General features: G+C 69.7%; 21 protein-coding genes. 9 read left to right on the top strand and 12 right to left on the bottom strand.

Annotated elements, in window-relative coordinates; all coding sequences use genetic code 11:
* Positions 1 to 2: 2 nt before the first annotated feature.
* The 3 genes from H5411_RS00175 to H5411_RS00165 form a co-directional block, all read right to left on the bottom strand.
* Complete coding sequence (locus H5411_RS00175) at positions 3 to 818, bottom strand: alpha/beta hydrolase (protein ID WP_183122557.1); 816 nt, start codon at positions 816 to 818, stop codon at positions 3 to 5.
* Between the two features lie 269 nt (positions 819 to 1,087).
* Entirely contained in the window at positions 1,088 to 1,810 is a 723-nt protein-coding gene (locus H5411_RS00170) for a mycothiol-dependent nitroreductase Rv2466c family protein (protein ID WP_183122556.1), read from the bottom strand.
* Positions 1,811 to 1,835: 25 nt separating this feature from the next.
* Positions 1,836 to 2,192: an ArsR/SmtB family transcription factor gene (locus H5411_RS00165; protein WP_183122555.1), complete on the bottom strand. Its 357-nt coding sequence runs from the start codon at positions 2,190 to 2,192 to the stop codon at positions 1,836 to 1,838.
* Between the two features lie 249 nt (positions 2,193 to 2,441).
* Between H5411_RS00165 and mgtA the strand changes: the two genes are divergently transcribed.
* From mgtA to H5411_RS00145, 4 genes are all read left to right on the top strand, one after another.
* Positions 2,442 to 5,009: a magnesium-translocating P-type ATPase gene (gene mgtA, locus H5411_RS00160; protein WP_183122554.1), complete on the top strand. Its 2,568-nt coding sequence runs from the start codon at positions 2,442 to 2,444 to the stop codon at positions 5,007 to 5,009.
* A 64-nt stretch (positions 5,010 to 5,073) separates the two neighbouring features.
* A complete protein-coding gene (locus tag H5411_RS00155; RefSeq protein ID WP_101440444.1) occupies positions 5,074 to 5,793 on the top strand; it encodes an MgtC/SapB family protein in 720 nt (239 codons plus the stop codon).
* 3 nt (positions 5,794 to 5,796) lie between these two features.
* Positions 5,797 to 7,530, top strand: a complete 1,734-nt coding sequence (locus H5411_RS00150; protein WP_101440445.1) for an ABC transporter permease — start codon at positions 5,797 to 5,799, stop codon at positions 7,528 to 7,530.
* 24 nt (positions 7,531 to 7,554) lie between these two features.
* Positions 7,555 to 8,835: an ABC transporter ATP-binding protein gene (locus H5411_RS00145; RefSeq protein WP_183122553.1), complete on the top strand. Its 1,281-nt coding sequence runs from the start codon at positions 7,555 to 7,557 to the stop codon at positions 8,833 to 8,835.
* A 1-nt stretch (position 8,836) separates the two neighbouring features.
* Here the strand turns inward: H5411_RS00145 and H5411_RS00140 are convergent, their stop codons facing one another.
* The 5 genes from H5411_RS00140 to H5411_RS00120 all read right to left on the bottom strand — a co-directional run bounded on the left by H5411_RS00140 (position 8,837) and on the right by H5411_RS00120 (position 17,031).
* Entirely contained in the window at positions 8,837 to 10,093 is a 1,257-nt protein-coding gene (locus H5411_RS00140) for an MFS transporter (protein WP_101440447.1), read from the bottom strand.
* 43 nt (positions 10,094 to 10,136) lie between these two features.
* A complete protein-coding gene (locus tag H5411_RS00135; RefSeq protein ID WP_183122552.1) occupies positions 10,137 to 11,597 on the bottom strand; it encodes an aldehyde dehydrogenase family protein in 1,461 nt (486 codons plus the stop codon).
* Positions 11,594 to 13,210, bottom strand: coding sequence for a benzoylformate decarboxylase (gene mdlC / locus H5411_RS00130; protein WP_183122551.1), 1,617 nt, complete (start codon positions 13,208 to 13,210; stop codon positions 11,594 to 11,596). The genes H5411_RS00135 and mdlC overlap by 4 nt, the downstream gene beginning before the upstream one ends.
* 97 nt (positions 13,211 to 13,307) lie before the next feature.
* Positions 13,308 to 14,009 (bottom strand): IclR family transcriptional regulator, encoded by a 702-nt coding sequence (locus H5411_RS00125; protein ID WP_244194902.1) that lies wholly within the window; start codon positions 14,007 to 14,009, stop codon positions 13,308 to 13,310.
* A gap of 241 nt (positions 14,010 to 14,250) precedes the next feature.
* Positions 14,251 to 17,031, bottom strand: a complete 2,781-nt coding sequence (locus H5411_RS00120; protein ID WP_183122550.1) for a glycoside hydrolase family 2 protein — start codon at positions 17,029 to 17,031, stop codon at positions 14,251 to 14,253.
* 311 nt (positions 17,032 to 17,342) lie between these two features.
* Here H5411_RS00120 and pqqA point away from each other — a divergent pair, with 311 nt between their 5' ends.
* From pqqA to pqqB, 5 genes are all read left to right on the top strand, one after another.
* Entirely contained in the window at positions 17,343 to 17,438 is a 96-nt protein-coding gene (gene pqqA / locus H5411_RS00115) for a pyrroloquinoline quinone precursor peptide PqqA (protein WP_101440452.1), read from the top strand.
* A gap of 80 nt (positions 17,439 to 17,518) precedes the next feature.
* A complete protein-coding gene (pqqC, locus tag H5411_RS00110) occupies positions 17,519 to 18,217 on the top strand; it encodes a pyrroloquinoline-quinone synthase PqqC (protein ID WP_183122549.1) in 699 nt (232 codons plus the stop codon).
* Positions 18,218 to 18,221: 4 nt separating this feature from the next.
* The gene (gene pqqD, locus H5411_RS00105) at positions 18,222 to 18,494 is read left to right on the top strand and encodes a pyrroloquinoline quinone biosynthesis peptide chaperone PqqD (RefSeq protein WP_183122548.1); all 273 of its coding nucleotides are present in this window, start codon (positions 18,222 to 18,224) and stop codon (positions 18,492 to 18,494) included.
* Complete coding sequence (gene pqqE, locus H5411_RS00100; RefSeq protein WP_183122547.1) at positions 18,485 to 19,558, top strand: pyrroloquinoline quinone biosynthesis protein PqqE; 1,074 nt, start codon at positions 18,485 to 18,487, stop codon at positions 19,556 to 19,558. The genes pqqD and pqqE overlap by 10 nt, the downstream gene beginning before the upstream one ends.
* Positions 19,555 to 20,424, top strand: a complete 870-nt coding sequence (pqqB, locus tag H5411_RS00095) for a pyrroloquinoline quinone biosynthesis protein PqqB (RefSeq protein WP_183122546.1) — start codon at positions 19,555 to 19,557, stop codon at positions 20,422 to 20,424. Before pqqE ends, pqqB begins: the two co-directional genes overlap by 4 nt.
* Before the next feature lie 269 nt (positions 20,425 to 20,693).
* Here the strand turns inward: pqqB and H5411_RS00090 are convergent, their stop codons facing one another.
* The 4 genes from H5411_RS00090 to H5411_RS00075 form a co-directional block, all read right to left on the bottom strand.
* Entirely contained in the window at positions 20,694 to 20,951 is a 258-nt protein-coding gene (locus tag H5411_RS00090) for a hypothetical protein (protein WP_183122545.1), read from the bottom strand.
* 84 nt (positions 20,952 to 21,035) lie between these two features.
* Positions 21,036 to 23,060, bottom strand: coding sequence for a hypothetical protein (locus tag H5411_RS00085; RefSeq protein ID WP_183122544.1), 2,025 nt, complete (start codon positions 23,058 to 23,060; stop codon positions 21,036 to 21,038).
* A gap of 37 nt (positions 23,061 to 23,097) precedes the next feature.
* Positions 23,098 to 24,339 (bottom strand): ATP-grasp domain-containing protein, encoded by a 1,242-nt coding sequence (locus H5411_RS00080; protein WP_101440458.1) that lies wholly within the window; start codon positions 24,337 to 24,339, stop codon positions 23,098 to 23,100.
* Positions 24,340 to 24,495: 156 nt separating this feature from the next.
* Positions 24,496 to 25,263 (bottom strand): nucleotidyltransferase domain-containing protein, encoded by a 768-nt coding sequence (locus tag H5411_RS00075; protein ID WP_183122543.1) that lies wholly within the window; start codon positions 25,261 to 25,263, stop codon positions 24,496 to 24,498.
* Between the last annotated feature and the right edge of the window lie 88 nt (positions 25,264 to 25,351).

Raw genomic sequence — 25,351 nt, 5'->3', positions numbered from 1 at the left:
CGTCAGAGAAGCCATTCCCGGACTTCGCGGATCACCTGGCGTTGCCATGCCTGCGTCTGCGGATCGGCGTACCCGGGGTCGTCGTGGACCGCGAAGCCGTGTTGTGCGCCGTGGAGCTGGAGCAGCCGGTGTTCGCAGGTCAGCTCCCGATCAGCCGCCCGCGACGACTCGACGGGGACGAACGTGTCCTCGGTGCCGTGCACGATCAGCGTAGGCGCGGTGATGCGCGGGAGGTTTTCGCGCGCCTCGAACCAGAACGCCTCGTTGAGCAAGCCGCGGCCGAGCCGGAAACCGGTCCCGTGCCCGAGGTAGTTCCGCGCCTTGAGGTCGGCGGAAGCCTTGTCGTTGAGGTAATCGTCGGCCGACCACTCGGGCTTCTCTTCGATGAACCGCCGGCGGTAGTCGAGGAGAGGGTTGAACAGGACGAGCCGCTCGACGTCGTCCGGTCGCTTGGCCGCGTAGTACGCCGCGGCACCGCCGGAGAAACTGGCCGCCGCGAGCGAAGTGCGCACGCCCGGGACGGCAGCGGACAGGTGCTCGATGCTGCCGCGGATCACGTTGAGCAGCGCGGAAAGGGTCAGATCCTCTTGGCGGCCTTCGCTTTCGCCGTGGCCGGGAAGGTCGATCCTCAGGGAGGCGATGCCCGCCTGAGCCAGATTGTCGGCAAGACGGGTGAAGAACCCGCCTTCCTCGCGGGTGACGCTCGCACCCTGAACGAGCACCACCGCACGGCGAGCCTCGCCGTCCGGCTCGGTCAAGGTGCTGGCCAGATCGAGGCCGTCCGGTGTACGAACTGTCCGACAGCTGTCGCGCGACATGGACACTCCCGGAGTTGTCGTCAAGTCCCAGTGTGTCAGGTTCGCGCTCTCGGGGGACGGAAATACCCCGGCGGTGTAACGGAGTCAACAGCTGTCGCGACCAGATGCGATAGGCACCTGAGCAGGTTTGCGCACTGCTCAACAGCGAGGCGCGGGCTGCGGCCCGGAACAGGTCAGTCGCGAGCCGCGATTGAACGTCCTCCGTGGATGGGCCCATTTGGTGGCCTCAACCGGCCGATCCTGATCCACAGCCCGACCGCCCCGCTCGCCTACTTCTTCAACCGCCTGCTCCCGCCGTGCCAATCCTGTTCTTTCCCGGTCTCCCCCGCCTCCACCCCGAACGACGGGAGCTGCGGCATCTCCCGCAAACTCCGCTTCAGCTCGGCGAAACCCGGGAACGCCGCCAATCCCACCACGTGGTCCCACAGCTCCACCGCCTCCTCGTCCGACGGCAGCCGGCTGATCACCGGGCCGAAGAACGCTACTCCCTCGGGCGGCCGGAAGTGCAGGATCGGCGTCCCGACGTCCTTTCCGGTCAGCAAAAGGGCTTCGTCGGTCTCACGCTGGATTTCGGCATCCCACTGAGAGTCGTCGACCGCATCGGCAAGGTCCGCCGGAAGGCCAGCCCGCGACAAAGCCGTCGAAGCGGCCGAACGAGTGCCGTGTGCAGCGCGTGCCGAGGCGGTGTCCTCGACCAGACCGCTCTCGAAGTTCTGCTCCCCCAGCGCCTCGTACAGCGGACCGACCGCTTCCCGGCCGTGCTTCGCGCGCACTGCGGCCGCCAGGCGGAGCAGGCGCAGACCGGCCGTGTGCGAAGCGTCGTACTCCGGCGGGAAGTGCGTCGCGTAGTCCACGTGCGCGTTCAGCAAGCGCAGCGAGATGAACCGCCAGTCCACGTCGTACGAGCGCTGGCGGGCGACCTGGCGGACCCATTTGCTGGTCATCCACGCGAACGGGCACACCGGATCGAAGTAGAAGTTCAGCTCGGCCATGGCCCAACTCTACGTCCGCGAAGGATCAAGCGCCTTTGGTCTGCCGGACGTCGCCGGACAGCTCCTGGTGATGCTGCACGGCCAGCTGGACGATGTGCCGCACGTGCGGGTCTTCCAGCACGTACACCTGCCGCTTCCCCTCCCGGCGAGCCCGCACGAGACCGGCGAGTTTCAGTTTGCCCAGGTGGTGGCTCGCGGTCGGCACGGTCTGGCCGGTCTCCTCGGCGAGCGTGCCGACGTCGCGTTCTCCGTGCGACAGGAGCCAGAGCAGGTGCAGCCGCACGGTCGCGGACAGCAGGCCGAACGTCGCGGCCGCGTCCTGCAGCAGACCGGCGGGGAGAGGTTCTGGCGGGGGCTGGGAAGGGGTGGACACGACGGACATCCTCTCGGGTGGGCCTCCAGCGTGACCTAGCCCCCATCAGTTGCACAAGTGTTTGACTGTTTCCGTGATCTGCGCTCTACTGGTGCCCGGCCGGCGCGCAACGCCGGTCGATGAGTCTTGCGGAGGAGGTGAGCCGGGTGACCGGCGAAGGAAGTAGTCAGCACGACCGTGCGGGAACCCCGGCAGCCAGGTAGGTCCGGACGAACCCGCGCGGTCCGCTGATGCCCAGCTGACCTCGAGGGGACGACCATGACCCGCTTTCCCGCCCTGCGCGCCCACGGCGACGCGCCGGTGCTGACCCTTTTCCGGAATCTCGACAGCTCGCCCAAAGGCCTCACCGAGAACGAGGCGGCCGAACGGTTGCGCCGCTTCGGCGACAACCGCATCGACGGCACGGTCCACGCGCCCGTCCGCATCTGGGCCGCCGCGCGCAGTCCGTTCGTCGCGTTGCTGACCGCCCTCGGCGTGGTCTTCGCTGGCGTCGGCGACATCCGCGGCGCGGTGACCGTCGGCGTGATGGTCGTGCTCAGCATCGGTCTGCGTTACTGGCAGCACGCCCGGTCCGAGCGCGCGATCAGCGCAGTCCGCGACCAGATCACCACGACCGTCACCGTGCGTCGGCGCGCTGCGGCGGACTTTCCCGGCACCGAGCGCGAAGTGCCCACAGCAGATCTCGTGCCCGGCGACGTCGTGCTGCTCGGACCCGGCGACGTGATCCCGGCTGACGTGCGCATCGTCGCGGCGAAAGACTTCGTGGTCGACCAGTCCGCGCTGTCCGGCGAGGCGATGCCGGTCGCCAAGCGGGCGCCCCAGCCAGGCAAGCCCGAGGAGCACGAACTCGTCGAGACGCCCGCGCTCGGCTTCGCGGGCACGTCGGTGGTCAGCGGAACCGCCACCGCGGTCGTAGCCGCGACCGGCAGCGACACGTACTTCGGCGTGCTGGCCCGGCAATCCGCCGAACCGCGCGCGGAATCCAGCTTCGACGCCGGGGTGCGCCGCGTCGGCTGGACGCTCGTGCGGTTCATGCTCGTGATGGTGCCGATCGTGCTCGTCGTCAACGGCACGGTCACCGGCGACTGGGCGCAGGCCGGGATGTTCGCGGTCGCCGTCGCCGTCGGCCTCACGCCGGAGATGCTGCCGGTCATCGTCACCACGAACCTCGCCCGGGGCGCGGCCGCGTTGTCCCGGCGGCAGGTGATTGTCAAGCGGCTCAACGCCATCCAGGACCTCGCCGCGATGGACGTGCTGTGCGTCGACAAGACCGGCACCCTCACCGAGGACCGGATCGCCTACGCGCACAGCATCGACTACTCCGGCAGCCCAGACGGCGAGGCCGCCGAATACGCCGGACTGGCGGTGCGCTTCCAGACTGACCGGAACAACCGGCTGGACGAGGCGATCGAGACCTTGTTCGACGGCGAGGACGACCTGGTCGCCGAAGCGCTGTTCACCGGCGTCGCCGAGATCGGGTTCGACCACGCGCGCCGCCGGGCCAGCGTCGTGGTCCGGCGCGGCAGCGAGCACCTGCTGATCAGCAAGGGCGACCCGGACGAGATCCTGCCGCGCTGCAGCCACGCGCGCCGCGACGGTGTCGTCACCGAATTCGACCACGCGGCCCGGATCGGCGCGGACGAACTGGTGCGCGCGTACGCCGAACACGGCATGCGGGTGCTCGCGGTCGCCGCACGGGAAGTCGACGCCCGGCTCGACGGATACGACGAAACTGACGAGAACGAGATGATCCTCGTCGGTTTCGTGGGATTCGTCGACCCGGTCCGCGACGGCGTCGTGAACGCGGTGGAAGCCCTTGGCGAGCAAGGCGTCGCGCTGAAAGTGCTGACCGGGGACAACCGGCATGTCGCCGCGCGCGTCGCGGATTCGGCCGGCATCCCGGTCGGCGAAGTCGTGCTCGGCCGCCAGGTCGAAGCAGCGGACGACGCGGAATTGCGCGAGATCGTCAAGGACACCACCGTCTTCGCGAAGCTCACGCCGGCGCACAAGGCCCGAGTCGTCACTGCGTTGCGCGAGAACGGACGTGCGGTCGGCTTCGTCGGCGACGGCGTCAACGACGTCACCGCGCTGCGCACCGCCGACGTCGGGATCGCCCCGGACACCGCCACCGACGCGGCGAAGGACGCTGCGGACCTGGTGCTGCTGGAACGCGACCTCGGCGTGCTCGCTCGTGGCGTGGCGGAGGGGCGGCGGACGCTCGGGAACACGCTGAAGTACGTCAACATCACCGCCGCGTCGAACTTCGGCAACGTGTTGTCAGTGCTCGCGGCCAGCGCGTTCCTCCCGTTCCTGCCCATTCTGCCGATCCAGCTCGTGGTGTCGAACCTGCTCTACGACCTGGCTCAGCTCGCGCTGGCGTGGGACCGGGTGGACGACGACTACCTCAGCAAGCCGCGCCGCTGGGACGCACGCGGGCTGACCGGCTTCATGCTCGTGTTCGGCCCGTTGTCGTCGCTGTTCGACCTCGCGACCTTTGCGGTGCTGTGGCACGTCTTCGGCGCGGCCGCGGACCCGCTGCTGTTCCAGACCGGCTGGTTCGTCGAAGGGCTGCTCTCGCAGTTGCTGGTCGTGCTCGTCCTGCGCGGTCGCGGCACGCCGTTGCGCGCCAGCCGACCGGTCGTGCTGGCCACGGCAGCCGCGGCGCTCGCCGGCCTGCTGGTGCCGCTGTCGCCATTGGCCGAACCGCTGCGGATGCAGGCGCTGCCCGCCGGCTACCTGTTGTGGCTGGTGCTCGTGCTGGCCGGGTACGCGCTGGCAGCTCAGGTGGCGAAACGCGGCTACGCACGCCGGCGTGCGTGGTGGTAACTGTCCTTTTTCCGGCTTTTCCCGACCATTTCTGAACTTTTAGCGACAATCAGTGGGAGCGCAGATGACGACTGCGGAGATGTTGCTGCGCCTGGGCACCGGAGTGGGCCTCGGCACAGTGATCGGATTTGAACGCCAATACCGCGCCCGGATGGCAGGACTGCGCACCAACGCACTGGTCGCGGCCGGTGCGACGCTGTTCGTGCTGCTGTCCGCGCACGGATTCAGCGGAGCGAGCGCCGACCCGACCCGGGTCGCCGCGCAAATCGTTTCCGGAATCGGTTTTCTCGGCGCCGGCGTGATTCTGCGCGAAGGCCTGACCGTGCGCGGGCTCAACACGGCCGCGACGCTGTGGTGTTCCGCGGCGGTGGGCGCGCTGGCCGGAGCCGGGCTGTACCCGGCCGCGGTCGCGGGCACCGCCGTGGTGATGGCGGTGAACATCGCGCTGCGCCCGCTCGGCCGGGTGGTCGACCGCCGTCCGGCGACCGGCCGCGAGACCCCGACGTCGTACACCTTCCTGGCGGTGACCAAGGACGACGCCGAAGCACACGTGCGCGCGTTGCTCGTCCAGGCGCTGGCGCGCACCGATTTCGCGCTGCAGTCGGTCACCAGCACCAATACCGACACCGACGGGCAGGTGCAGGTGCGCGCCGAACTGTCCGCCGATCAGCGTGACGACAAGCAGATGGAGTCGGCGGTGAGCCGGCTGTCGATGGAGCCGTCGGTGACCAGCGTGCGCTGGCAGGCCGAGCACTCCTACTCCGACCAGGACAGCGAGAACTAGACCATGCTGCGTACCTTCCCCACCCGCGGCGCGCTCGTCCGGCCCCGCCGCACGATCGCCGACGTGGCGGTGTTCCTCGGCGCCGCCGCGGCACTGTGGCTGATCGTGCGGCTCGCGCACGGGGCCGCCACCGCGTGGACTCCGGCGACCGCACCGTCCACAGTGTCCACTGATCCGGCCGAACTCCCCTACTACGCCGGACGTTCGCTCCTGCGGATGTTCGTCGCGCTCGTGCTGTCGGTCGGATTCACCTTCGTCTACGCGACCGCCGCGGCGCGTTTGCGGCGTACCGAAAAGATCCTCCTGCCCGCGCTCGACATCCTCCAATCGGTGCCGGTGCTCGGGTTCCTTTCGGTGACGATCACCGGCTTCATCGCGCTGTTCCCCGGCTCGCAGCTCGGCCTGGAATGCGCGTCGATCTTCGCGATCTTCACCTCGCAAGCGTGGAACATGACGTTCGCCTTCCACCACTCGCTCGTGTCGCAGCCGCGCGATCTGGACGAGGCGTCCCGGCTGCTGCGGCTGTCGCGCTGGCAGCGGTTCTGGCGCGTCGACGTGCCGAGCGGCATGATCCCGCTCGTCTGGAACGGGATGATGAGCTTCGGCGGCGGCTGGTTCTTCCTCACCGCCTCCGAAGCGCTCAGCGTGAACAACCAGAAGTTCGCGCTGCCCGGCATCGGCGCGTACGTCGCGACCGCCTCCGCACAGGGCGATCTCGGCAAGGTGCTGATGGCCGTCGGCGTCATGGTGGTCATGGTCGTCGGCGTGAACGTGCTGTTCTGGCGGCCGCTCACGGCGTGGTCGGAGCGGTTCCGCATCGAGAACTCCGAAGCCGCCGAAGCACCCCGCAGCCTGGTGCTCGACCTGCTGCGCCGCTCGCGGATCCCGACGCTGCTCGGCCGGGTGCTCGGCAAACTGGTGTTCCCGCTCGACCGCGCGCTGGCGATCTTCGGCCTCGCCGAGTACCCGCTGCGGTTCTCCCCCGCCCGCAGGCGCGCCGCGGACATCGTGTTCAGCGTCGTGGTCTTCGGGTTGATCCTCTACGGCACCGTGCGCGCGGTGCTGTTCGTCGGCGAGACCACCGGCTACGGCGAGATCGGCCACGTGCTGCTGCTCGGGCTGATCACGTTCGCGCGAGTGGTGACGCTGGTGGTCGTCGGCACGCTCGTGTGGGTGCCGATCGGCGTGTGGATCGGGATGAACCCACGGGTGTCGCGGCTCGCCCAGCCGGTCGTGCAGGTGCTCGCGTCGTTCCCGGCGAACTTCCTGTTCCCGCTGATCACCGCCGCGCTCGTGGCCACCGGGATTTCCCTGGACTGGGGCGGGATCCTGCTGATGAGCCTCGGCGCGCAGTGGTACATCCTGTTCAACGTCATCGCGGGCGCTTCGGCCATCCCGCACGACCTGCGCGAGGCCGCCGCGAACCTCCGGCTGCCGCGGGCGCTGTGGTGGCGGCGGCTGGTGCTGCCCGCGATCTTCCCGAGCTACGTCACCGGCGGGATCACCGCGGCGGGCGGAGCGTGGAATGCCTCCATCGTCGCGGAAATCGTGTCCTACAACGGCGTCACGCTCACCGCGACCGGCCTCGGCGCGTACATCGCGGACGCGACCGGCTCCGGCGACGCCGGGCGGATCCTGCTCGGCGTCGCGGTGATGAGCCTGTACGTCGTCGGCCTCAACCGGCTCTTCTGGCGACGGCTGTACCGCCTCGCCGAACGCCGGTTCTCCCTGTCCTGACCCGTTTCCGCGAGAGGTGTCCCCATGTCCGAAGTCCTCGTGTCCGTCGAGCACGTCAGCAAAAGCTTCCCCGGGTCTGCGGGCGACGAACTGCGCGTCCTCGACGACATCACCCTCGACCTGCGCGAGGGCGAGATCGTCGCGCTGCTTGGCCGGTCCGGCAGCGGGAAATCGACGTTGCTGCGCACGATCGCCGGGCTGATCGGCCCGACCCGCGGCACCGTGCGCTACCGCGGCGACGAACTCGACGGCGCGAATCCGGGCACCGCCATGGTGTTCCAGACCTTCGCGCTGATGCCGTGGCTGACCGTGCAGGACAACGTCGAACTCGGCCTCGCCGCCCGCGGGGTCCCGCCGAAAGCCCGCCGGGAGCGCGCGCTGCGGGCGATCGACCTGATCGGGCTCGACGGCTTCGAATCCGCTTACCCCAAGGAGCTTTCCGGCGGGATGCGGCAGCGCGTCGGCTTCGCCCGCGCGCTCGTGCTCGAACCGGACGTGCTGCTGATGGACGAACCGTTCTCCGCGCTCGACGTGCTGACCGCGGAGAACCTGCGCACCGAGCTGATGAGCCTGTGGCAGCGCCACGATTTCCCCACGAAGGCGGTCTGCATCGTCACGCACAACATCGAGGAGGCGGTGCTGCTCGCGGACCGGGTGCTGGTCCTCGGCACCAACCCGGGCAACGTGCGCGCGGAAGTGGAGGTCGACCTCGCCCGGCCGCGCGACCGCAAGTCCCCCGCCTTCGCCGCGCTAGTCGAGCGGCTCTACGACCTGCTGACCGGACGCGACCTAGCGGCCGTCGAACCCGCGCAGGCCACGCCCACCGCACGGCCGCTGCCGCACGCGTCGGTCGGCGGCCTCGCCGGTCTGGTCGAACTCGTGCACGCCCGCGGCGGGCACGCCGACCTGCCGGACCTCGCCGCCGAGCTGAGCTTCGAGGTCGACGACCTGCTGCCGCTCGTCGACGCCGCTGCCCTGCTCGATCTCCTCTTCGTGGCGGGCGGCGACCTGCACCTGACGCCGGTCGGCACCGCGTTCACCACCGCGGACATCCAGACGAGCAAGAAGATCTTCGCCGGTCAGGTCCGCGACCGGGCGCCGCTGGTGCGCACGATCGTCAACGCGCTCACCGCCAGTTCGGACGGCACGCTGCGCGCGGAGTTCTTCCTCGACCTGCTCCGCCGCGGCTTCTCCGCCGCCGACGCCCGGCAGCAGCTGGACACGGCGATCGACTGGGGCCGATACGCGGAACTCTTCGACTACGACACCGACAGCGACCGGATCGCCCAGACGACCGCCGACTGACTCAGCTCTCCGGCGCCGGAACCGCGTCCGGCGCCGGGCTGTCCGCCGGGGCGTCCGGGGCCGGATCCCGGTTCACCACCGCGATCGCGAGCGCCCCGATCACCGCCACCACCGCGAAAAGGTAGAAGCCCCACGGATACGCCAGCCCCGCCGACAGCAGCAGCCCGGTCACCAGCGGCCCGGACATCGCGCCGAACCGGCCGATCCCGCTCGCCGCGCCGAGGCCGGTGCCGCGCGCCTCGGCGGGGTACACGCGGGCGATGTACACGTAGACCAGCACCTGCGAACTGAACGTGAAGATCCCCGCCAGCAGCACGCCGGCGTACACGCTCGCCCCGGGCAGCTTGATGCTCAGCAGCGCCAGGAACACCGCCGCCGCGGCGAACCACACGATGCTGGAGCGCCGATAGCCGATCCGGTCCGCCACCCGGCCGCCGACCAGCAGTCCGAGCACCGCGCCGACGTTCAGCACCAGCAGCAGGGCCAGCGCCGCGCCGAGTTCGTAGCCCGCCGCGCGCATGATCTGCGGCAGCCAGGTGTTCAGGCCGTACACCAGCAGCAGCCCCATGAACGACGTCACCCAGAACGCGATCGTCGCGCGGCCGTAGCCGTGCCGGAACAGCACTCCGAGCGGGTTGCGGTTCCGCCGGGCTTCCTTCGCCCGCTCCAGCGCCTTCGACTCGGGCAGGAACTTCATCATCAGCGGCACCAGGACCAGCGCGGGCGCGGCTCCGATGACGAACATCCACTGCCAGCCGAACTGCTGCAGCACGAGGATTCCGAGCAGCGCGGTGAGCACCGCGCCGACGTGGTAGCCGGTCATCAGCACGGTGGTCGCACTGCCGCCGCGGCCGATCCGCGCGTACTCGGTGATCAGCGCCAGCGCGGTCGGGAGCACACCGCCGAGTCCGAGCCCGGCAAGGAAGCGCAGCACGCCGAACAGCCACGGTCCGTTCGCGAAGGCGCAGAGCAACGTGCAGACCGAAAAGCTGGTCACGGTCAGGAGCATCATCCCGCGGCGGCCGAACAGGTCGCTGAGCGGGCCGATCGCGAACGCGCCGACCGCGACGCCGAGCAGACCGACCGCGGAGATCAGCGACGCCGTGTTGGGGTCGAGCCCCCACGCTTTGTCCTTGAGCAGCGCGGGCAGGACGACGCCCAGCACCACCAGGTCGAACCCTTCGAGCGCCACCGCCGTCCAGCACAGCGGGGCCACCCACCGGGCGTGGCGCGCCCGCGGATCTGTCGAGACCGTCATGTCATCACCTGCGTCATCGGAGGGGACCGGGCCGGATACTGCTTCAGAATGGGTACTGCGGAAGGTCGCCGCGCACGGTGACCCACTGGGTTTCGGTGAACGCCTCCAGGTTGGCCTGCGCGCCGCCGTGCCGGGAGCCGGTTCCCGAATCCCCCACCCCGCCGAACGGCGCGAGGGCTTCGTCGTTGACTGTCTGGTCGTTGATGTGCACCAGGCCGGACGGGATCCGCTCGGCGAGAGCCAGCCCCCGCGCGACGTCCCGGGTCAGGATGCCCAGCGACAGGCCGTATTCGGTACCGCCGGCCAGGCGCACTGCTTCGTCCACTGTGGAGAACGGCACGACCGGTGCGACCGGACCGAACACCTCCTGGGCGTAGGCGGGCGCGGCGAGCGGGACGTCGGTGAGCACGGTCGGCCGGTAGAACAGGTCCTCGTAGGTGCCGCCGGTGGCGATCTTCGCCCCGGCGTCGACGCTGCCGGCGACCACCGAGTGCACGCGGTCGCGCTGTCCCGCGTCGATCAGCGGACCGAGCGCGACGTCGCCCTTCGCCGGGTCGCCGACGGTCAGCTTGGCCGCGTGCTCGGCGAGCGCGGCCGCGTAATCGTCAGCGATTTCCGCCGCGACCAGGTGGCGTCCGGTCGCCATGCAGATTTGCCCGGAGTGGTTGAACGAACCGAACGCGCCGACCGACGCGGCCTGCTCGACATCCGCGTCCGCGAGCACGACCAGCGCCGAGTTGCCGCCGAGTTCGAGATGCACGCGCTTGAGCCGCTCCCCCGCCGCCGCGGCGATCCGGCGACCCGCGCTCGTCGAACCGGTGAACGCGATGACGCGCACCAGCGGGTCCTCGACCAGCGCCGCACCGACGTCCGCACCGCCGGGCAGGAGGTGGAACAGACCTTCGGGCAGACCGGCTTCCTCGAAGATCCGGGCCAGCACGACGCCGCCGCACACCGCGGTGCGCGGGTCGGGCTTCGCCAGCACCGCGTTGCCGAGCGCCAACGCGGGGGCGATCGCGCGGATAGACAGGATCACCGGCGCGTTGAACGGCGAGATCACGCCGACCACTCCGGCGGGCACCCGGCGCGCCATCGACAGCCGGGGCTGGCTGGAGCGCAACAGTTCCCCGTAGGGATGCGCGGCGAGCGCGGCGGCTTCGTGGCATTCCTCGGCCGCGACCGCGCGGGTCTGGAACTGCGCGAATGCCCGCGTGGCCCCGGATTCCCGCACGAGCCATTCGTCGATCTCGTCGCCGTGGTCTTCGAAAAGCCGCGCTGCCCGACGCAAAACCCTGGCCCGCTGGTCGTACGGCTGAGCAGCCCACTCGCGCTGCGCTTCCTGTGCGGCGGCAGCAGCCTTCGCGACGTCCTCCGGGGCCGCTGCCCCGACCCGGGCGAGCGCGTTCCCGGTGGCCGGCTCGACCGCGTCGTATTCCCCGCCCCCGCCGGGGATCCAGCCGCCGGAGAAGATCCGGCCCTGCCATCCGCTTCCGAGCAGCGTCATGCCGTCACCGCCACTTCGAGCACCAGCGGCTCCGTGCGCGCGGCCAAGGTCGGCAGCACCTCGTTCAACACCGACTCCAGCTCCTCGTAGGTTTCCGCGCGCCGCGCCGGGCAGCCGAGCGACTTCGCGAGCCCGCTCACGCTGATCTCGTCGAACCCGGGCCACGGCGCTTTCCCGCCCCCGGCAGTACGTTCGCCGTGCCCCCGGGCGAGTTTGTCCATGATCGCGTATCCGCCGTTGGACAGCACGAGCACGAGGACGCCCACGCCGTAATGCGCGGCGCTCCACAACGCCTGGATCGAATACAGCGACGAGCCGTCCCCGATCACCGCCACCACCGGGCGCTTCAATCCGCCCATCCGCAGCCCGATCGCCGCCGGGATGCCGAAGCCCAGCCCGCCCATGGCCGCGCTGAGGAACCCGAGCGGCTCGCGCGCCGGGACGAGTGCGTGCAGCAACGGACGGCTCGACGGGGATTCCTCGACCAGCACCGTGTCCTTGGGCAGCTGCCGCGCGAGCAACCCGAACACGTGCTGCGGCGCCAATGGCGCGCCGTCCTCCGGCGCTCCCGGCAGCTCGACCATCCGGCCGATCTTTTCCGCGCCCGCTTTGCGCGCCGGGACCAGCTCCGCCAGCGCACCGCACACCGCCGAGGGCCGCGCCAGCACCGCGAGGTCCACCGGGCTGCGGTGCGCTTCGTCCGGATCGTCGGTGACCACCGCGAGGCGCGTGCCCGGCTCGGTCAGCTGTCCCGGTTCCCGCGGGTACTGCCGGAAAACCGGGGCGCCGACCGAGAGCACCGCGTCGTGCCCGGACAACGCTTTCCGCAGTTCCTCGCGGCCCGGCGGCAGATGTCCGGCGAACTGCGGATGGTCCTGCGGGAAGCCGGCACGGGCGCCGAACGCCTCCTGCCACACCGGGCACGCGAGCTTCTCCGCCAGCGCGGTCAGCCCGCGCCACGATTCGGCGTCGTCGGCCCCGGCGCCCGCCACGAGCACCGGATTGCTTGCGGTACTGAGGAATTCCGCCAGCTCGACCAGCACCGCGGGCTCGGCGGCGCTCGCGCGGACCAGCTTGGCCGGGGCGGGCAGCGGCTCGTCCGCGTCCGCCGGCTGCGACCAGTCGTCCATCGGCACGATCACCAGCGCCGGGCCGCGGTGCTCGCGCGCCTCGTGCCAGGCGCGGGCCAGCGCGCCCGGAACGTCCTGCGGGCGCGGCGGTTCCGCGATCCACACCGGCGTGGGCCGGGCGAGGTCGTCGAGCCGGTGGCCGGTGAGGAACGGCTCCAGCGCGAGGTGCCGTCGGTCCTGCTGACCGACGAGCACGACCAGCGGGGCGCGGTTGACCCGCGCGGTCGCGAGCGCGCCGACCGCGTTCCCGAGCCCCGCGGTGGTGTGCAGGATCGCGACCGCGGGCCGGTCGTTCGCGAGCGCCCAGCCGGTCGCCATCCCGACGACCGAACCCTCGTGCAGCGCCAGGACGAACTCGAGGTCGTCGGGAAGGTCGGTGAGCAGCGCGATCTCGGTCGACCCGGGATTGGCGAACACCGTCGTGGCGCCGAACCGGCGGAGCACGTCGAACGCGGCGTCGCGAACGGTCGGGGCAGGGCTCACGGACTTTCTCCTCCGGCAGAGCGGCAGCGGGCGGTCCGGAGTGTTCCGGCTCGGTTCCCGGCCGCCCAGCCCCTCTTCCACTCAGCGGAAAAGTTCGTCAGCCTTGCAATGCCCGCGTGACCCCCAGCGCGGCCATCCGGACCACCGGCACGAGCGGCGACAGATTCGGCGTGCCGCTGGGCACCACCACGGAAATGGCCGCCACGACCTGATCGCCCGGCCCGCGCACCGGAGCCGCGACCGACGACGCGCCCTCGGTCATCTCGTCGCGGGAGATGCAGAACCCCTGCAGCCGCACCTCCGCGAGCACCTGCCGCAGCCGCGCCGGGTCGGTGATCGTCCCGCTGGCCCGCCGTTCCAGCCCGGCGGCCAGAACGCGTTCGACGCAGTCCGGCGGCGCGTGCGCGAGCAGCACCTTGCCCGGTCCCGCCGCGTGCAGCGGAAGCCGCAGCCCGACCCGCGACGTGACGACGACGTCCGGATGCGCCTCGAGCTTTTCCAGGTACAGCGCGCGGTCCCCGTCGAGCACGACCAGATGCACGACCTCGTGCGTCACCTGGAGCAGATCCTGCAGGAACGGAAGCGCGACGTCCCGCAGCTCGCGCCCGCCCGGCGCCTGCGCCCCGAGCTGCCACAGCCGGAGCCCGATCCGGTACCGGCCCCGGCCGGTGCGCTCCAGCGCGCCCCATCCGGTCAATTCGGCCAGCAGCCGGTGCACCGTGGCGGGCGCGAGCCCGGTCGCCCGGGTGATCTCGCCGTGAGTCTGCTCGGGGCGGCCGGACAGGAAGGAATCCAGCACCGCGAACGCGCGGCTGAGGACCGTGCGCCCGGGTTCGGCGGCGTTGCCGGCGATCGCGTGCCTCCGGGGCTGCGGTGGAACGGGACGGGGACTGGCCGCCCATCATCCGCCAGTCCCGCGGACACGGCAACCCGCCGCCGCGCACACCGTCCACACCGGACACTGCGCTACCCCGCCTTCGCCGCCGGGCAGCTGTTCCGCGCGGGATCCCGCACAGCCGCGGCGTCCCTCCCGGACCGGATCACCGCCCGAACGTGCTGACCGCGGGGCGGGTCGCCAGCGCCTCCTGATTGAACGTCACCGCCACTCCCCTCCCCCGAAGCCGGGACGCCCGCTGGTCGATCTTCCACCCGTCGATCCGGACCCCGACCTCCGGATGCCGCCGCACCTGCTCGCCGTCCAGCCGCACGCGCACGGTCGCCGCTTCCCCGCCGATCAGATTCAGATAGTTGTCGCTGAACGTCGCCGGAAGAACCCGCTCCCCGGTCCGGACGTCGTACACCTGCAAATGCAGCATCAACGCCACGGACTTGCCGATGTTCCGCACGTCGACGGCCACCTCGAGCCCGTCCGGCTCGCGCGAAACGCCAGCGATCACCGAAACAGCAGCCGCGGGCATCCCGTCCAGCCCGGCGAACCCCGCCGCCCGCTCGGGATTCTCGACCCAGTAGAAGTTCCGGACCACCTCCGCGCCCCGCGGGTCCCGGAACACGAGGCGAACGAAGGCAATATCGGACGGCACACCCTTCACCTGCGAAGCGAGGCTCCCGACGACAGCACGATCGGAACCGGCCACTCCGTCCACCCGCACCGTGGTACTGGCGAATTCCGCGCCGTCCAGCCCGTAGAGCGTGGCTTCGACGGTGCCCCGCACCACCGTCCGGGAATGATTCGCCACCACCACGTCGAAATTCTGCGCATCCAGCACCGCATTGATCCGCCGGCAAGCGTGCTGAACCGCGTAGAACGACGAATGCGCCTCCAGATCGTGGCTGTACATCTGCCAGACAAAACTGGGCTGCGCGGGATTGGTCATCCACATGATGACCCCAGTGCGCGGATAAGGCCCGGCGCTCCGCATATGAGCCACCGGAGCCTCGTAGATCGCCTTGATGCACTCGTAATTCATCAACTGCGACTTGCGCGCGAAATCGGGAAGATTCCGCACTTCCCCATACCGCTCGGCAGTCAGCCGAAGATACCCGGCCCCGCCCCCGTTGCCTCCGTTGCCGTTCACATCCCGGTCGGCCCAGAAATCGTCCGGATGCTCCCACGAAGCCTCCGGCAGCATCTTCCGCATGAACTCCAGGGTCGGAATCGAATAGGAGCCGACCTCGTTGTGAAACGGCGGCCACTGCGTCCCGTCGTTGAGCGAGAAATGCTTCGCGGGCGGCACCCAGTGGTACGGCCCGCCGGACCGGTACCCGTCGACCGGATTCGCCCCGGTATCCCCGGCGGAGCTGGTCAGCACGACTCGCTGCGGGTCGAGCTCGGCGACCAGCGCGTCCAGCCCGTCGATGAGCGGCTGCGGCGGCGGCCCCTCGTTCCCGCCGCACCACAGCAGGATCGACGGATGATTGCGGAACCGGACAATGCAATCGCGGATGTTGGCGAGATCCCTCGCGACATTCTCCGGAGGCGGCCCCTCGGTCGAGCAGAAGAAATCCTGCCAGACCAGAATCCCGTACTCGTCGCACTCGGCGTAGAAGTCCTCGGTACTGCTCTGCCCGTTCCAGTTGCGGATCAAGTTGAGGTTCGCGTCCCGATGCAACCGGACCTGCGCCCGCAGCCGTTCCCGGGGAATCCGCTTCAGCGCCTCGTCCAGCCCCCAGTTGCCGCCCATCACCAGGATCGGCTGATTGTTGACCGTGATCGCCAAACACTGGCTCACCGTCCCGGACGGCGACCGCATCGGCGTGGTGTACTCGATCCGCCGGACCCCGAAGTCGACCGACCGCTCGTCGCACACCTGCCCGCCGGCCTCGACCCCGACTTGCAAGCGATACCGATACGGCTCCCCGTACCCGTTGGGCCACCACAACTTCGGCCGATCCAGCCGCAAGCACGCGATCTCCTTCGACGTCAGCGTCACCGACGACGCCCCGGCCGGGACACTGACCGTCCGCCGAAACTCCCGCCCGTCGAGCGACCCCGTCACCACCACGGACTTCTCGGCCGCACTGTCCAGCGCAAGCTCGACCGCGACCTCCGCCGTGCGCAAGTCCGGCGACAGCGTCGAGGTGACCTGTACGTCAGCGACCCGGACCGGCCCGGTGGTACGCCAGGTGACCGGCTGCCAGATCCCCAGATCCCGGTCCGGGATGGTGGGCAGCCAGTCCCACCCAGCGGTGCAGAAGAACGTCGGCCCGTTCTTCAACGTCACCCCGGTCGGACCGCCGTTGCGCCCGCCCCGCGTCACCCCGCTGGCGTAACTGGGCAACGCGGGCGGGTCGGTGTACTCGAGCTTCCCGACCAGCACCGCCAGCCAAGCCACGCCGTCCGCCTTGGCCACGATGTCCGTGACCTCGAAGACCGCCCGCTTGAACGCACCTTCGACCGTGCCGACCTTGCTGCCGTTGAGCCAGACGGTCCCGAGGTAGTTGATCCCGTCGAACTGCAGCCAGAACCGCTGCCCCGGGATGAGCTTCGGGACTCGGAACGCGACCCGGTACCAGTAGCCGGTGTCCTTGAGACTGTCCGGAACCGTGTCGGTCACGATGTGGCCGTACAGCGGATCGGGATACTCGCCGTTGGCGATCATGCTCGTCAGCGGCGTCCCCGGAACGACGGCGGGCTTCAGCCCGGCAACGCTTTCCGCACTGGCCAGCGCACTCCCGTCCGCAGCCGTGCCGTCCGCCGCGACGAATGTCCAGCCGCTGCCGATCTCCCCGCCGCCGAGTTGCCGCGGGCCGGCGTCCGACGCGGCGTCGGCGGTACCGGAAACCCCGAACGCACCGAGCACACCACCGCCCGCGACAGCAATCCCGCCGGACAGGAAACGCCTGCGATTCACCTGGGTCACGTCGCTCCCAAAAGCCTCTGACATCGTTGTCAACCGCACTTGAACCCTATTATTCGGCCGCGCGCGGTCCCGGTGTCAACCGACATCCGGAGGTTTCCGCGTCCCGGCAGGCTTTCTGTCGGGCGGACAACCGGCGGCGGCGCCCGAGAGTGAGCACCGCTGCGCCATAGGAAGGAATATTTACAAACTAGGCGGGAAATCGGCCCGCACCTCTGGCGACCGGCCGCCTCGCGCTTTTAGGGTGACGGCGTTCGCGGCGGGGACGAATGCCCCGCTCACCGGTGCACCACCGAAGGAAAGGGAGTTTTCCCATGCCCGAACCCGTCGAAACGTGGACCGCGCCCGACTTCGTCGAGTACGAAACGCCGATGGAGGTCACCGCCTACGCGGCCCGCCGGGAGGAGTGACCCGCGGGACGGGACCGGCCCGCCGCGGTCCCGTCCTTCCCGGAAACTGTGCCGCTCAGCGAGAATCCCGGAGTACGAGAATGTCCACTGTGCACCCGATGAGCCCGGCGGAGTTCACCGGAGCCCTGCGCGGCCTCGCCCGCCGGTACTGGGGCAGCCATCCGTTCCACCAGCGGATGCACGCCGGCGAACTCACCGAGCACGAACTGAAACTCTGGGCCGCCAATCGCTGGTATTACCAATGCGTGCTGCCGCGAAAAGACGCGGCCATTATCAGCAACTGTCCGATCCCGGAGATCCGCAGAATCTGGCTGGACCGCATTGTTTACCACGACGGTGCTGTCGAAGGCGAAGGCGGAGCCGAACGATGGCTGCGGTTGTGCACCGCCGTCGGGCTGGACCGCACCGAAGTCCTCGACGAACGGCATGTCGCGCCGGGCGTCCGGTTCGCCGTCGACGCCTACCTCACCTTCGCGCGCACCAAACCCTGGGTCGAAGCCGTCGCCTCCGGACTGACCGAGATGTTCGCCGGGCACCTGATGCAGCAGCGCGTGGCCGACGTCCTGGCCAACTATTCGTGGATCTCCCACGCCGACCTGGCGTATTTCACCAACCGGATCGACAAGGTCTCCGGCGAGGGCAAGGACACTTTGGACATTGTCGTGCGGCACTCCGTCACCCGCGAGCAGCAGGAGAAGGCGGTGTCCGCGCTGTCGTTCAAATGCGACGTCCTGTGGTCGATGCTCGACGCCATCGAACGCGCCGCGGCCAAGGAGTGAGCCGATGGACACCATCACCGCCGAGTCGGTGCCGAAACTGCGTCTCGGCGTGCGCCTGACGTTCGATCACGTGCGCGGGGTGCCCGTGCTGTTGTTCCCGGAAGGGGTGCTGGTGCCGAACTCCACCGCCACCGCAGTCCTCGAACTCTGCGACGGCACAGCCCCGGTCTCCGGCATCGTGACGGCATTGCGCAGCCGGTACCAAGGCGTCCAAGAGAGTGAGGTCCTGGCCGTGCTGACCCGGTTCGGACAACGGCGGGTGATCGAATGGACGTAACCGCACCGCTCGGGTTGCTCGCGGAACTGACGCACCGGTGCCCCCTGCACTGCCCGTACTGCTCAAATCCGCTGGAACTCGTGACCCGTTCCGCGGAAATGTCCACAGTGGAATGGACCAGCGCGCTGTCCCAAGCGCGAGAACTGGGCGTGCTCCAGGTCCATCTCTCCGGCGGTGAACCACTGGCGCGCTCGGACCTTCCGCAGCTGGTCACGCACGCGAGCGGCCTTGGCTGCTACGTCAACCTCGTCACCTCCGGCCTCGGCCTCACCGAACCGCGACTGCACGACCTCGTCGAACGGGGCCTGGCCCACGTCCAACTCTCCGCGCAAGCCGCCACCCCCAAGCGCGCGAACCTGCTCGCCGGAGCGAAGGCCTTCGACCGAAAACTGGCCGCCGCCGAACTCGTGAAGAACGCGGGCCTTCCCCTGACGGTCAACGTGGTACTGCACCGGCAAAACCATGACCAGCTAGGCGAGATCATCGCCCTGGCAGAGTCCATGGGCGCAGATCGCCTCGAACTGGCTAACACGCAGTACTACGGCTGGGCCCTGCGCAACCGCGACGCACTGATGCCCACCCGCGCGCAACTCGCCGCCGCGGAACCCGTGGTCCGCGCGGCCGTCGAACGTCTCCGGGGCACGATGGAGATCATCTACGTCGTCGCCGACTACTATGAGCCGTTCCCGAAGCCCTGCATGCACGGCTGGGGCGCGCGGCAACTCACCATCGCGCCCGACGGCACCGTTCTTCCCTGTCCCGCCGCCAGCGCGATCACCACGGTCACCCTCGACAATGTCCGCGACACCGCCTTGGCCGACATCTGGTACCGCTCGGAGTCCTTCGCCGCCTACCGCGGCGAGGAGTGGATGCGCGATCCGTGCCGCACCTGCGACCGCCGCACCACCGACTTCGGCGGCTGCCGCTGCCAGGCGTTCCAGCTCACCGGCGACGCAGCCAACGCCGACCCCGTCTGCTCCCGGTCCCCACACCGCGGCACCGTCGACCTCATCCTCGCCGCACCGTCCACTTCGGACTTAGTCCTGCGTGGCCCAGCCCGGTGAAAGTCATCCTCCTAGGCACCGCGGCCGGGGGCGGCTTCCCGCAGTGGAATTGCGCCTGCCCCACCTGCACGTCCGACTCGCCCCCGCGTACGCAAGACAGCGTCGCCTTCAGTGCGGACGGCCACTCCTGGCACCTTCTCAACGCCTCGCCCGACATCCGCGCCCAAATCCTGGCGACCCCGGCCCTGCGCGCCGGCCCAGGCCCGCGCGAGACGCCGCTGCGCACAGTCCTGCTCACCGACGCCGAACTGGACCACACGCTCGGCCTGCTCATGCTCCGTGAGGCGGCGGCCCTCACTGTCCACGCCCCCGCCGCCGCGCTGCGCGCGCTGACCGACCACTTCCCCGCCCGCCCCGTCATCAGCGAGTACCACGACTGGACCTGGCTCCCCTCCACCGAGACCACCATCGACGGCCTGCGGATCACCTCGCTTCCGGTGAGCGACAAACAACCGAAATACGCCCGCTCCTCCACTCATCCCGGCCCGTGGGTCGTCGCCTACCGCATCCACGACCCGGCAACCGGCGGCACGCTCGTCTACGCGCCCTGCCTGCGCACCTGGCCGCCCGGCTTCGACGCGTTCGCCAACGGCGCGAACGTCGTCCTGCTGGACGGCACCTTCTACCGCGGCAGCGAATTCACGACCGCCACCGACAACGCCGACCTGACTGTCCAGCAGTCGATGGGCCATCTGCCGATCACCACGACGCTGCCGATGCTCACCAACCGCCCGGGCACCACTCGGTGGGCATACACGCACCTGAACAACACGAACCCAGCCGTCGACCCAGCTGGCCCAGAGCACGCCGCGGTGGTGGGCGCTGGCGCGGAACTGCCACCGGACGGAACGGAGTTCACCCTCTGAGCCAGCCACTCACGTATCGCCCACACGGCATCACCACCACAGCAGAACCGCACCGGCCACCGACCCGGCTGCTGTGGAACACTCCGCATTTCCCGCCATCGACCGGAATCGGCACCAATGCCAGCCCGAGATCCTCGACCACGTCTCAGCAGGCGCACATCACCAATCAGCAGCGCGTCCGCGGTCACGTCCTCGGCAGCGAAGTCTCAGCAGGCGCACACCACGAACCGCCCGTCCCGACAACCACCGCACAGTCGGCTGCCCGCCCATCACTTCCCCACCGCAGTGTCCCGCTTCTCGACACGCGAGCCTTCCCGCAGGCACGCGGCGGCGCACCTGGTGTGCGCGACGTATTCCGCGACCAGCCCGTTCATCTCCCCAAAGGTCATCCGCTCCCCACCGGCGGTTCCGAACCGCCGCACCACCTCCGGCGGATCAAGCCCGCCCACGAACAAACCGCAGAAGCCATCCCCCAGCCCGTAACCGTCCAGCCCTGCCCACTCGCTCCGTGACTCGACGAGAGCCATGATGGCACCCAGCACCGACAAAAACCGGGGCCAGGAAAGCCGGACCACCTCACAAGTCCACTGTGGACACCAGCGGAGCCGTCGTCAGGCCTGGGGCGGCGCCGCCTGCAAGGTCCCGGCGGCCAGGCGGTCCGCGCCCCAGCTCCGTTCGAGATAGCCGATGATCCGCGCGACGTCCTCGTCGGGCACCTTCTCCGGCTCGCCGTGCTCCCGGGGGTCGACGTGGAAGATGTACAGCCGGGACGCGAACTGGTCGAACGGCAGCGAGGCCTCGCCGAACCGCTCGCCGTTGCCCGCGGTGGAGACCACGACGCCGTCGCCCCAGTCCTGGCCGCTGTCGTTGTTCGGGTTGTAGAAGTAGACCCGCATGACGTCCTCGGGATCCGCGGCGGTGCGCAGGATCGTGATCGCGTGCCAGCCGACGTAGCGGGCCGCGCTGTCGGTGACCGCGATCCCGGCCGGCTGCGGGTGGATCAGCGGCTGCCCGCCGTTGTAGGACGGGTGGTAGCTCGCGTGGAACTGCCGCAGGAAATCGTCGAGGTCGACCAGTTTGCCGGTGGCGACGTCGACGTTGATCCGGAATCCCCGCGACGCCCACCAGCCGTGGAACTCGGGGTTGACCCAGCGGTGCGGATCGCCCGGCCGGTCCGCGCAGCGGCGGCCCATCTCGGCGTAGATCCGGTCGAGATGCGGCACCACGAGCGACGACACGGGGTCCAGGTCGGCGGGCAGCCCGGCGGACAGCCCGGCCCCGCTTTCCTTCGACGAGACCGGCTGTCCTTCGAAATGCATCACGATCTCGTCGTCGCGCGCCGCCCAGACCACGACCTGCAGCAGGTAGTCCGGGTCGTTGTAGGCCCACATCGACAGCGCGCGCGCAGACTGGCAGGTCGGGTTGTCGCCCTGCCCGACGCCAAGCGGCTGGCCCAGCATCGACAGGACGCCCGCGAGCAGCCGCGCCTCCGGGCTCGGCTGCGGGCCGAACACGAGCGTCAGCCGTTCCCGCGCGGCGGCGGACAGCTCCAGCGCCAGCTGGCGCCACAGCGCGGGCACGACCGGCGGCTCGTAGAGGATGCCCCGGTCGAGCAGCAGCGCGAGCCCGTAGACGCACTGCGCGGTCTCCGGGTGCACGGCTTCTTCGATCAGCCGGTGGACCAGGTCGTGGTAGCGCATCAGGCAGTTCCGGCCCACGTCGGACAGGCCGAGCGCCTCGCCGAGGAGGTAGTCGCTTTCGTGCGCGAGGTACCGCAGCAGCTCGGCGTGGTACGGCGACACCAGGCCGGTGTCGTGCATGGCGCGGGCGAACCCGGCCGCCTCGTACTGCAGGCTCGCCGCGTCCATCGCCTCGAGCCGGGACCGGAAGACGTCGACGCCCGGATCCTCCCGGCAGGCCTCGGTGGTCCCGAACAGGCTGCTGATGAGCCGGTCGAGCCCCTGCACCGAGGACCCGCCCAGGTCGACGTCCGGGTCGCCGCGGTAGATCGAGATCCGGGTGATCAGCGATTTGACCTGGTCGACCTGGATCGGGCGCTGGCGCAGGATCCGCCAGATCTCCTCGACCACCTTGTCCAGGATGCTGTCGTAGCCGATCTGGTCGGCGAGGTACCGGAGCAGGTCCCGGATCAGCTGGGCGGTCCGGCCCTGCCGGGTCCGCTCGGCCTCGCTGGGCGGGGTGAACAGCAGCTCCAGGTTCGCCCCGAGCACCTGCGACAGGAACACGCGGGCGTCCTCGGCCGGCAGCGTCGGATGCTCGTAGTCGCCGCACGCGACCGCGAGCATCCGCAGTTCGCTGGTCGCCTCGATCACCACGGTGTCGGTGTTCTCGCTGTGCAGGCCGGGTCCGACCAGCGCGGGAATGAGGATCTCCGGGGTGTCCCAGTCGGTGCCCTGGAAGACCCCGGCCTCCTCCAGCGCCCGCGCCCTGGCCCGGACCGCCGCCGCGCCGCCCGGCTGCAGCAGGACCCGGCGCAGCGCCTCCAGCACCCGCCGCAGCTTCGTGTGCTTGCCGAAGTCGCGGGTCTCGGCCATGGCCGCCACCGCGTCGTCGAGCGCGGCCACGCGTTTGGCCAGCGTCGCAGTCGTGCCGGTGACGTCGGCGTTCGGCTCCAAGTGCGTCCTTCGGTCGGGGTGGCGGACTCGTCCGGGGTCAGACGTAGAAGTCCAGTTCTTCCTGCTCCTTCAGCAGGTCTCGCATCCGGTAGGGATCGTCCCCGAAGAAGTACAGCAGACCCCAGTGCGTGCCGAACGCGGTCCTCTTCGTGACTGTCTCCTCCAGGGGCGCGGTCAGGTCGTGTGACTCGTAGTAGTCATCGTCCTCGGTCTGCTGCGGGATCCGCAACTCGCTGACCACCCGGCGGCGCGGGTACACGCCGAAGCAGCCGGCGACTCCGGTCGCGTCGACGACTTCCCGGGGGAAGAAGGCGTCGATCTCCTCCTCGGTCGTCTTCGGGTCGAAGGACAGGACGAGCGCCTGGTAGGCGTTGAAACCGTAGGCGCGCTCGAGCAGTTCGAAGACCTTGAAGCCCGGCGGGCGGTAGGCGACCTCGCCGAAGTACATCTCGCCGTCGCTGGTGACGAAGTACTCCGGATGCACGAAGCCGAACTCGATGTCGAAGGTCTTGACGAGCTTCTCGATCTGCGCGGTGATCTGCGGCCGGTACTTCTCCAGCTCCGGGGTCGCCGGGACGAACACCGAGTACCCGAGCGTGACGTACTCCGAGATGTTCAGGAACTTGACCTTGCCGCGGTGGATCCACGCCTCGACGGCGAACTCCCATCCGTCCAGATGCGACTCCATCAGGACCGGGAACTCCTCCTCCGGGATCGAGTCGATCTCGTCCGGGGTGCGGATGACGCGGTGCCCGAGGCAGCCCGCCTTGTCGAACGCCTTGAGGTGGATGGGATCGTTCGGGTCGCCGTCGAGCTTGAGCAGCGTCTGGTTGACCCGCTTGAGGAAACGGACGACGTCTTCGCGGTCGTGCGCCTCCTCGAAGATCCCCACCCGGATGCCGCCGAGCTGCGCGCGCCGCTTCATCAGGGCCTTGTCCCGCAGCAGCATCGCCTGGCCGAACAGGCGCGGATTGTCCAGCAGCACCGAGTTGATCGCCCCGGCCCATTCGACGGTCTCCTCGAACAGCGGGATGGCGACGTCGACGCCTTCCTCGTGCAGCATCTCGGCGATCTCCATCGAACGGTCGTTGAGCCGCTCGAAATTCCACGACATGTACGGGATGTCGTGCTCGACGCAGTATTTCTCCGCCCAATCCGGGGCGACCACGACATAGCGCCGGTCGAACCGGTCGAGCGCCTCGACCGCGTTGAGCGACCAGCCGAGCAGCGCTACATATCCCTTGTCCGGGTCCTTCGCGATCGGCTCGGACTGTGGCATAGACCGTTCCTCCGTTCAGCAGGTGCGACTCGCCACGGCGTGGCGGCCACAACCGTGCTGAAGCCATATACCCGAACTCCGCGGAATCAAACGGATCCACGCCGTCCGGCGAGGGTCAGCGCGCGAAAACCATTGCGCCGCAACGCTTTCCGGGACTTATCCGGACTGCCCGACACCGGCCGCCTGACCGAGCAACGCGCCAGCGGTCGCGAACGCCCCCGCCAGATCGTGTCCCATCCCCGCCACCACGTCGTCCAGCCCGCGCAACTCCGCCCGTTCCAGCAAGGTTTTCTCGTTCGTCACCCACTCTCCCCGCGCGGCCAGCACCGCGTGCCCGGCCTGCATCGCCGCCACCCCCACCGAAGCCGCGGTCTCCGCGACCCGCCCGTGCCGCACATACGCCGACTTCGCGTAGTCCAGCGTCCGCGCCGCCGAAGCACGCCAGAACTTGGGGGCGTTCTCCCGCAACAGCTCCGGATACTCCGGCCGCGGCAGCTCCCCGCGCAGCACCCGGTTCAGCGCCAGCTCCGCCACCACCAGATAGCTCGGGATCCCGGCCAGGTGGAAGGCCAGCGGCTCCCAGCGGAACCGTCCCTTCTCCGCCTCGGCCAGCTCGTGCGAGACCACGTCCAGATCACGGTAGTGCACGTCCACCGCCCGCCCCTGGACGGTCAGCCACGCGCCGCCGTTGAAGACCCCGCCACCCCATTCGCCCAGGTCCGACACCGACCCCGGCAGGCCGAGCGCGCGCAGGTCGGCCGGGTCGAACGCGCCGCGGTAGTACAGCGCGAAATCCCAGTCGCTGTCCGGGCGGTGGGTGCCGCGCGCCCGTGAACCGCCCAGGGCCACCGCCTCGACCCCGGGCAAACCGGACAGCAGATCGGCCACGTGCTCGGCGAACGTTTCCTCGTCGTTTTCCCGCATCCCCAGAACATGCCATGAATCTCGGTCAAGATCGCCCGTTTTTCGCCGGTTGTCCGGCCAGCCTGGGGTTATGCATGCATCGTTTCCG

The organism is Amycolatopsis echigonensis (assembly GCF_014174495.1).
GTDB lineage: Bacteria > Actinomycetota > Actinomycetes > Mycobacteriales > Pseudonocardiaceae > Amycolatopsis > Amycolatopsis echigonensis.
This window is presented reverse-complemented; position numbering and strand designations above follow the sequence as displayed.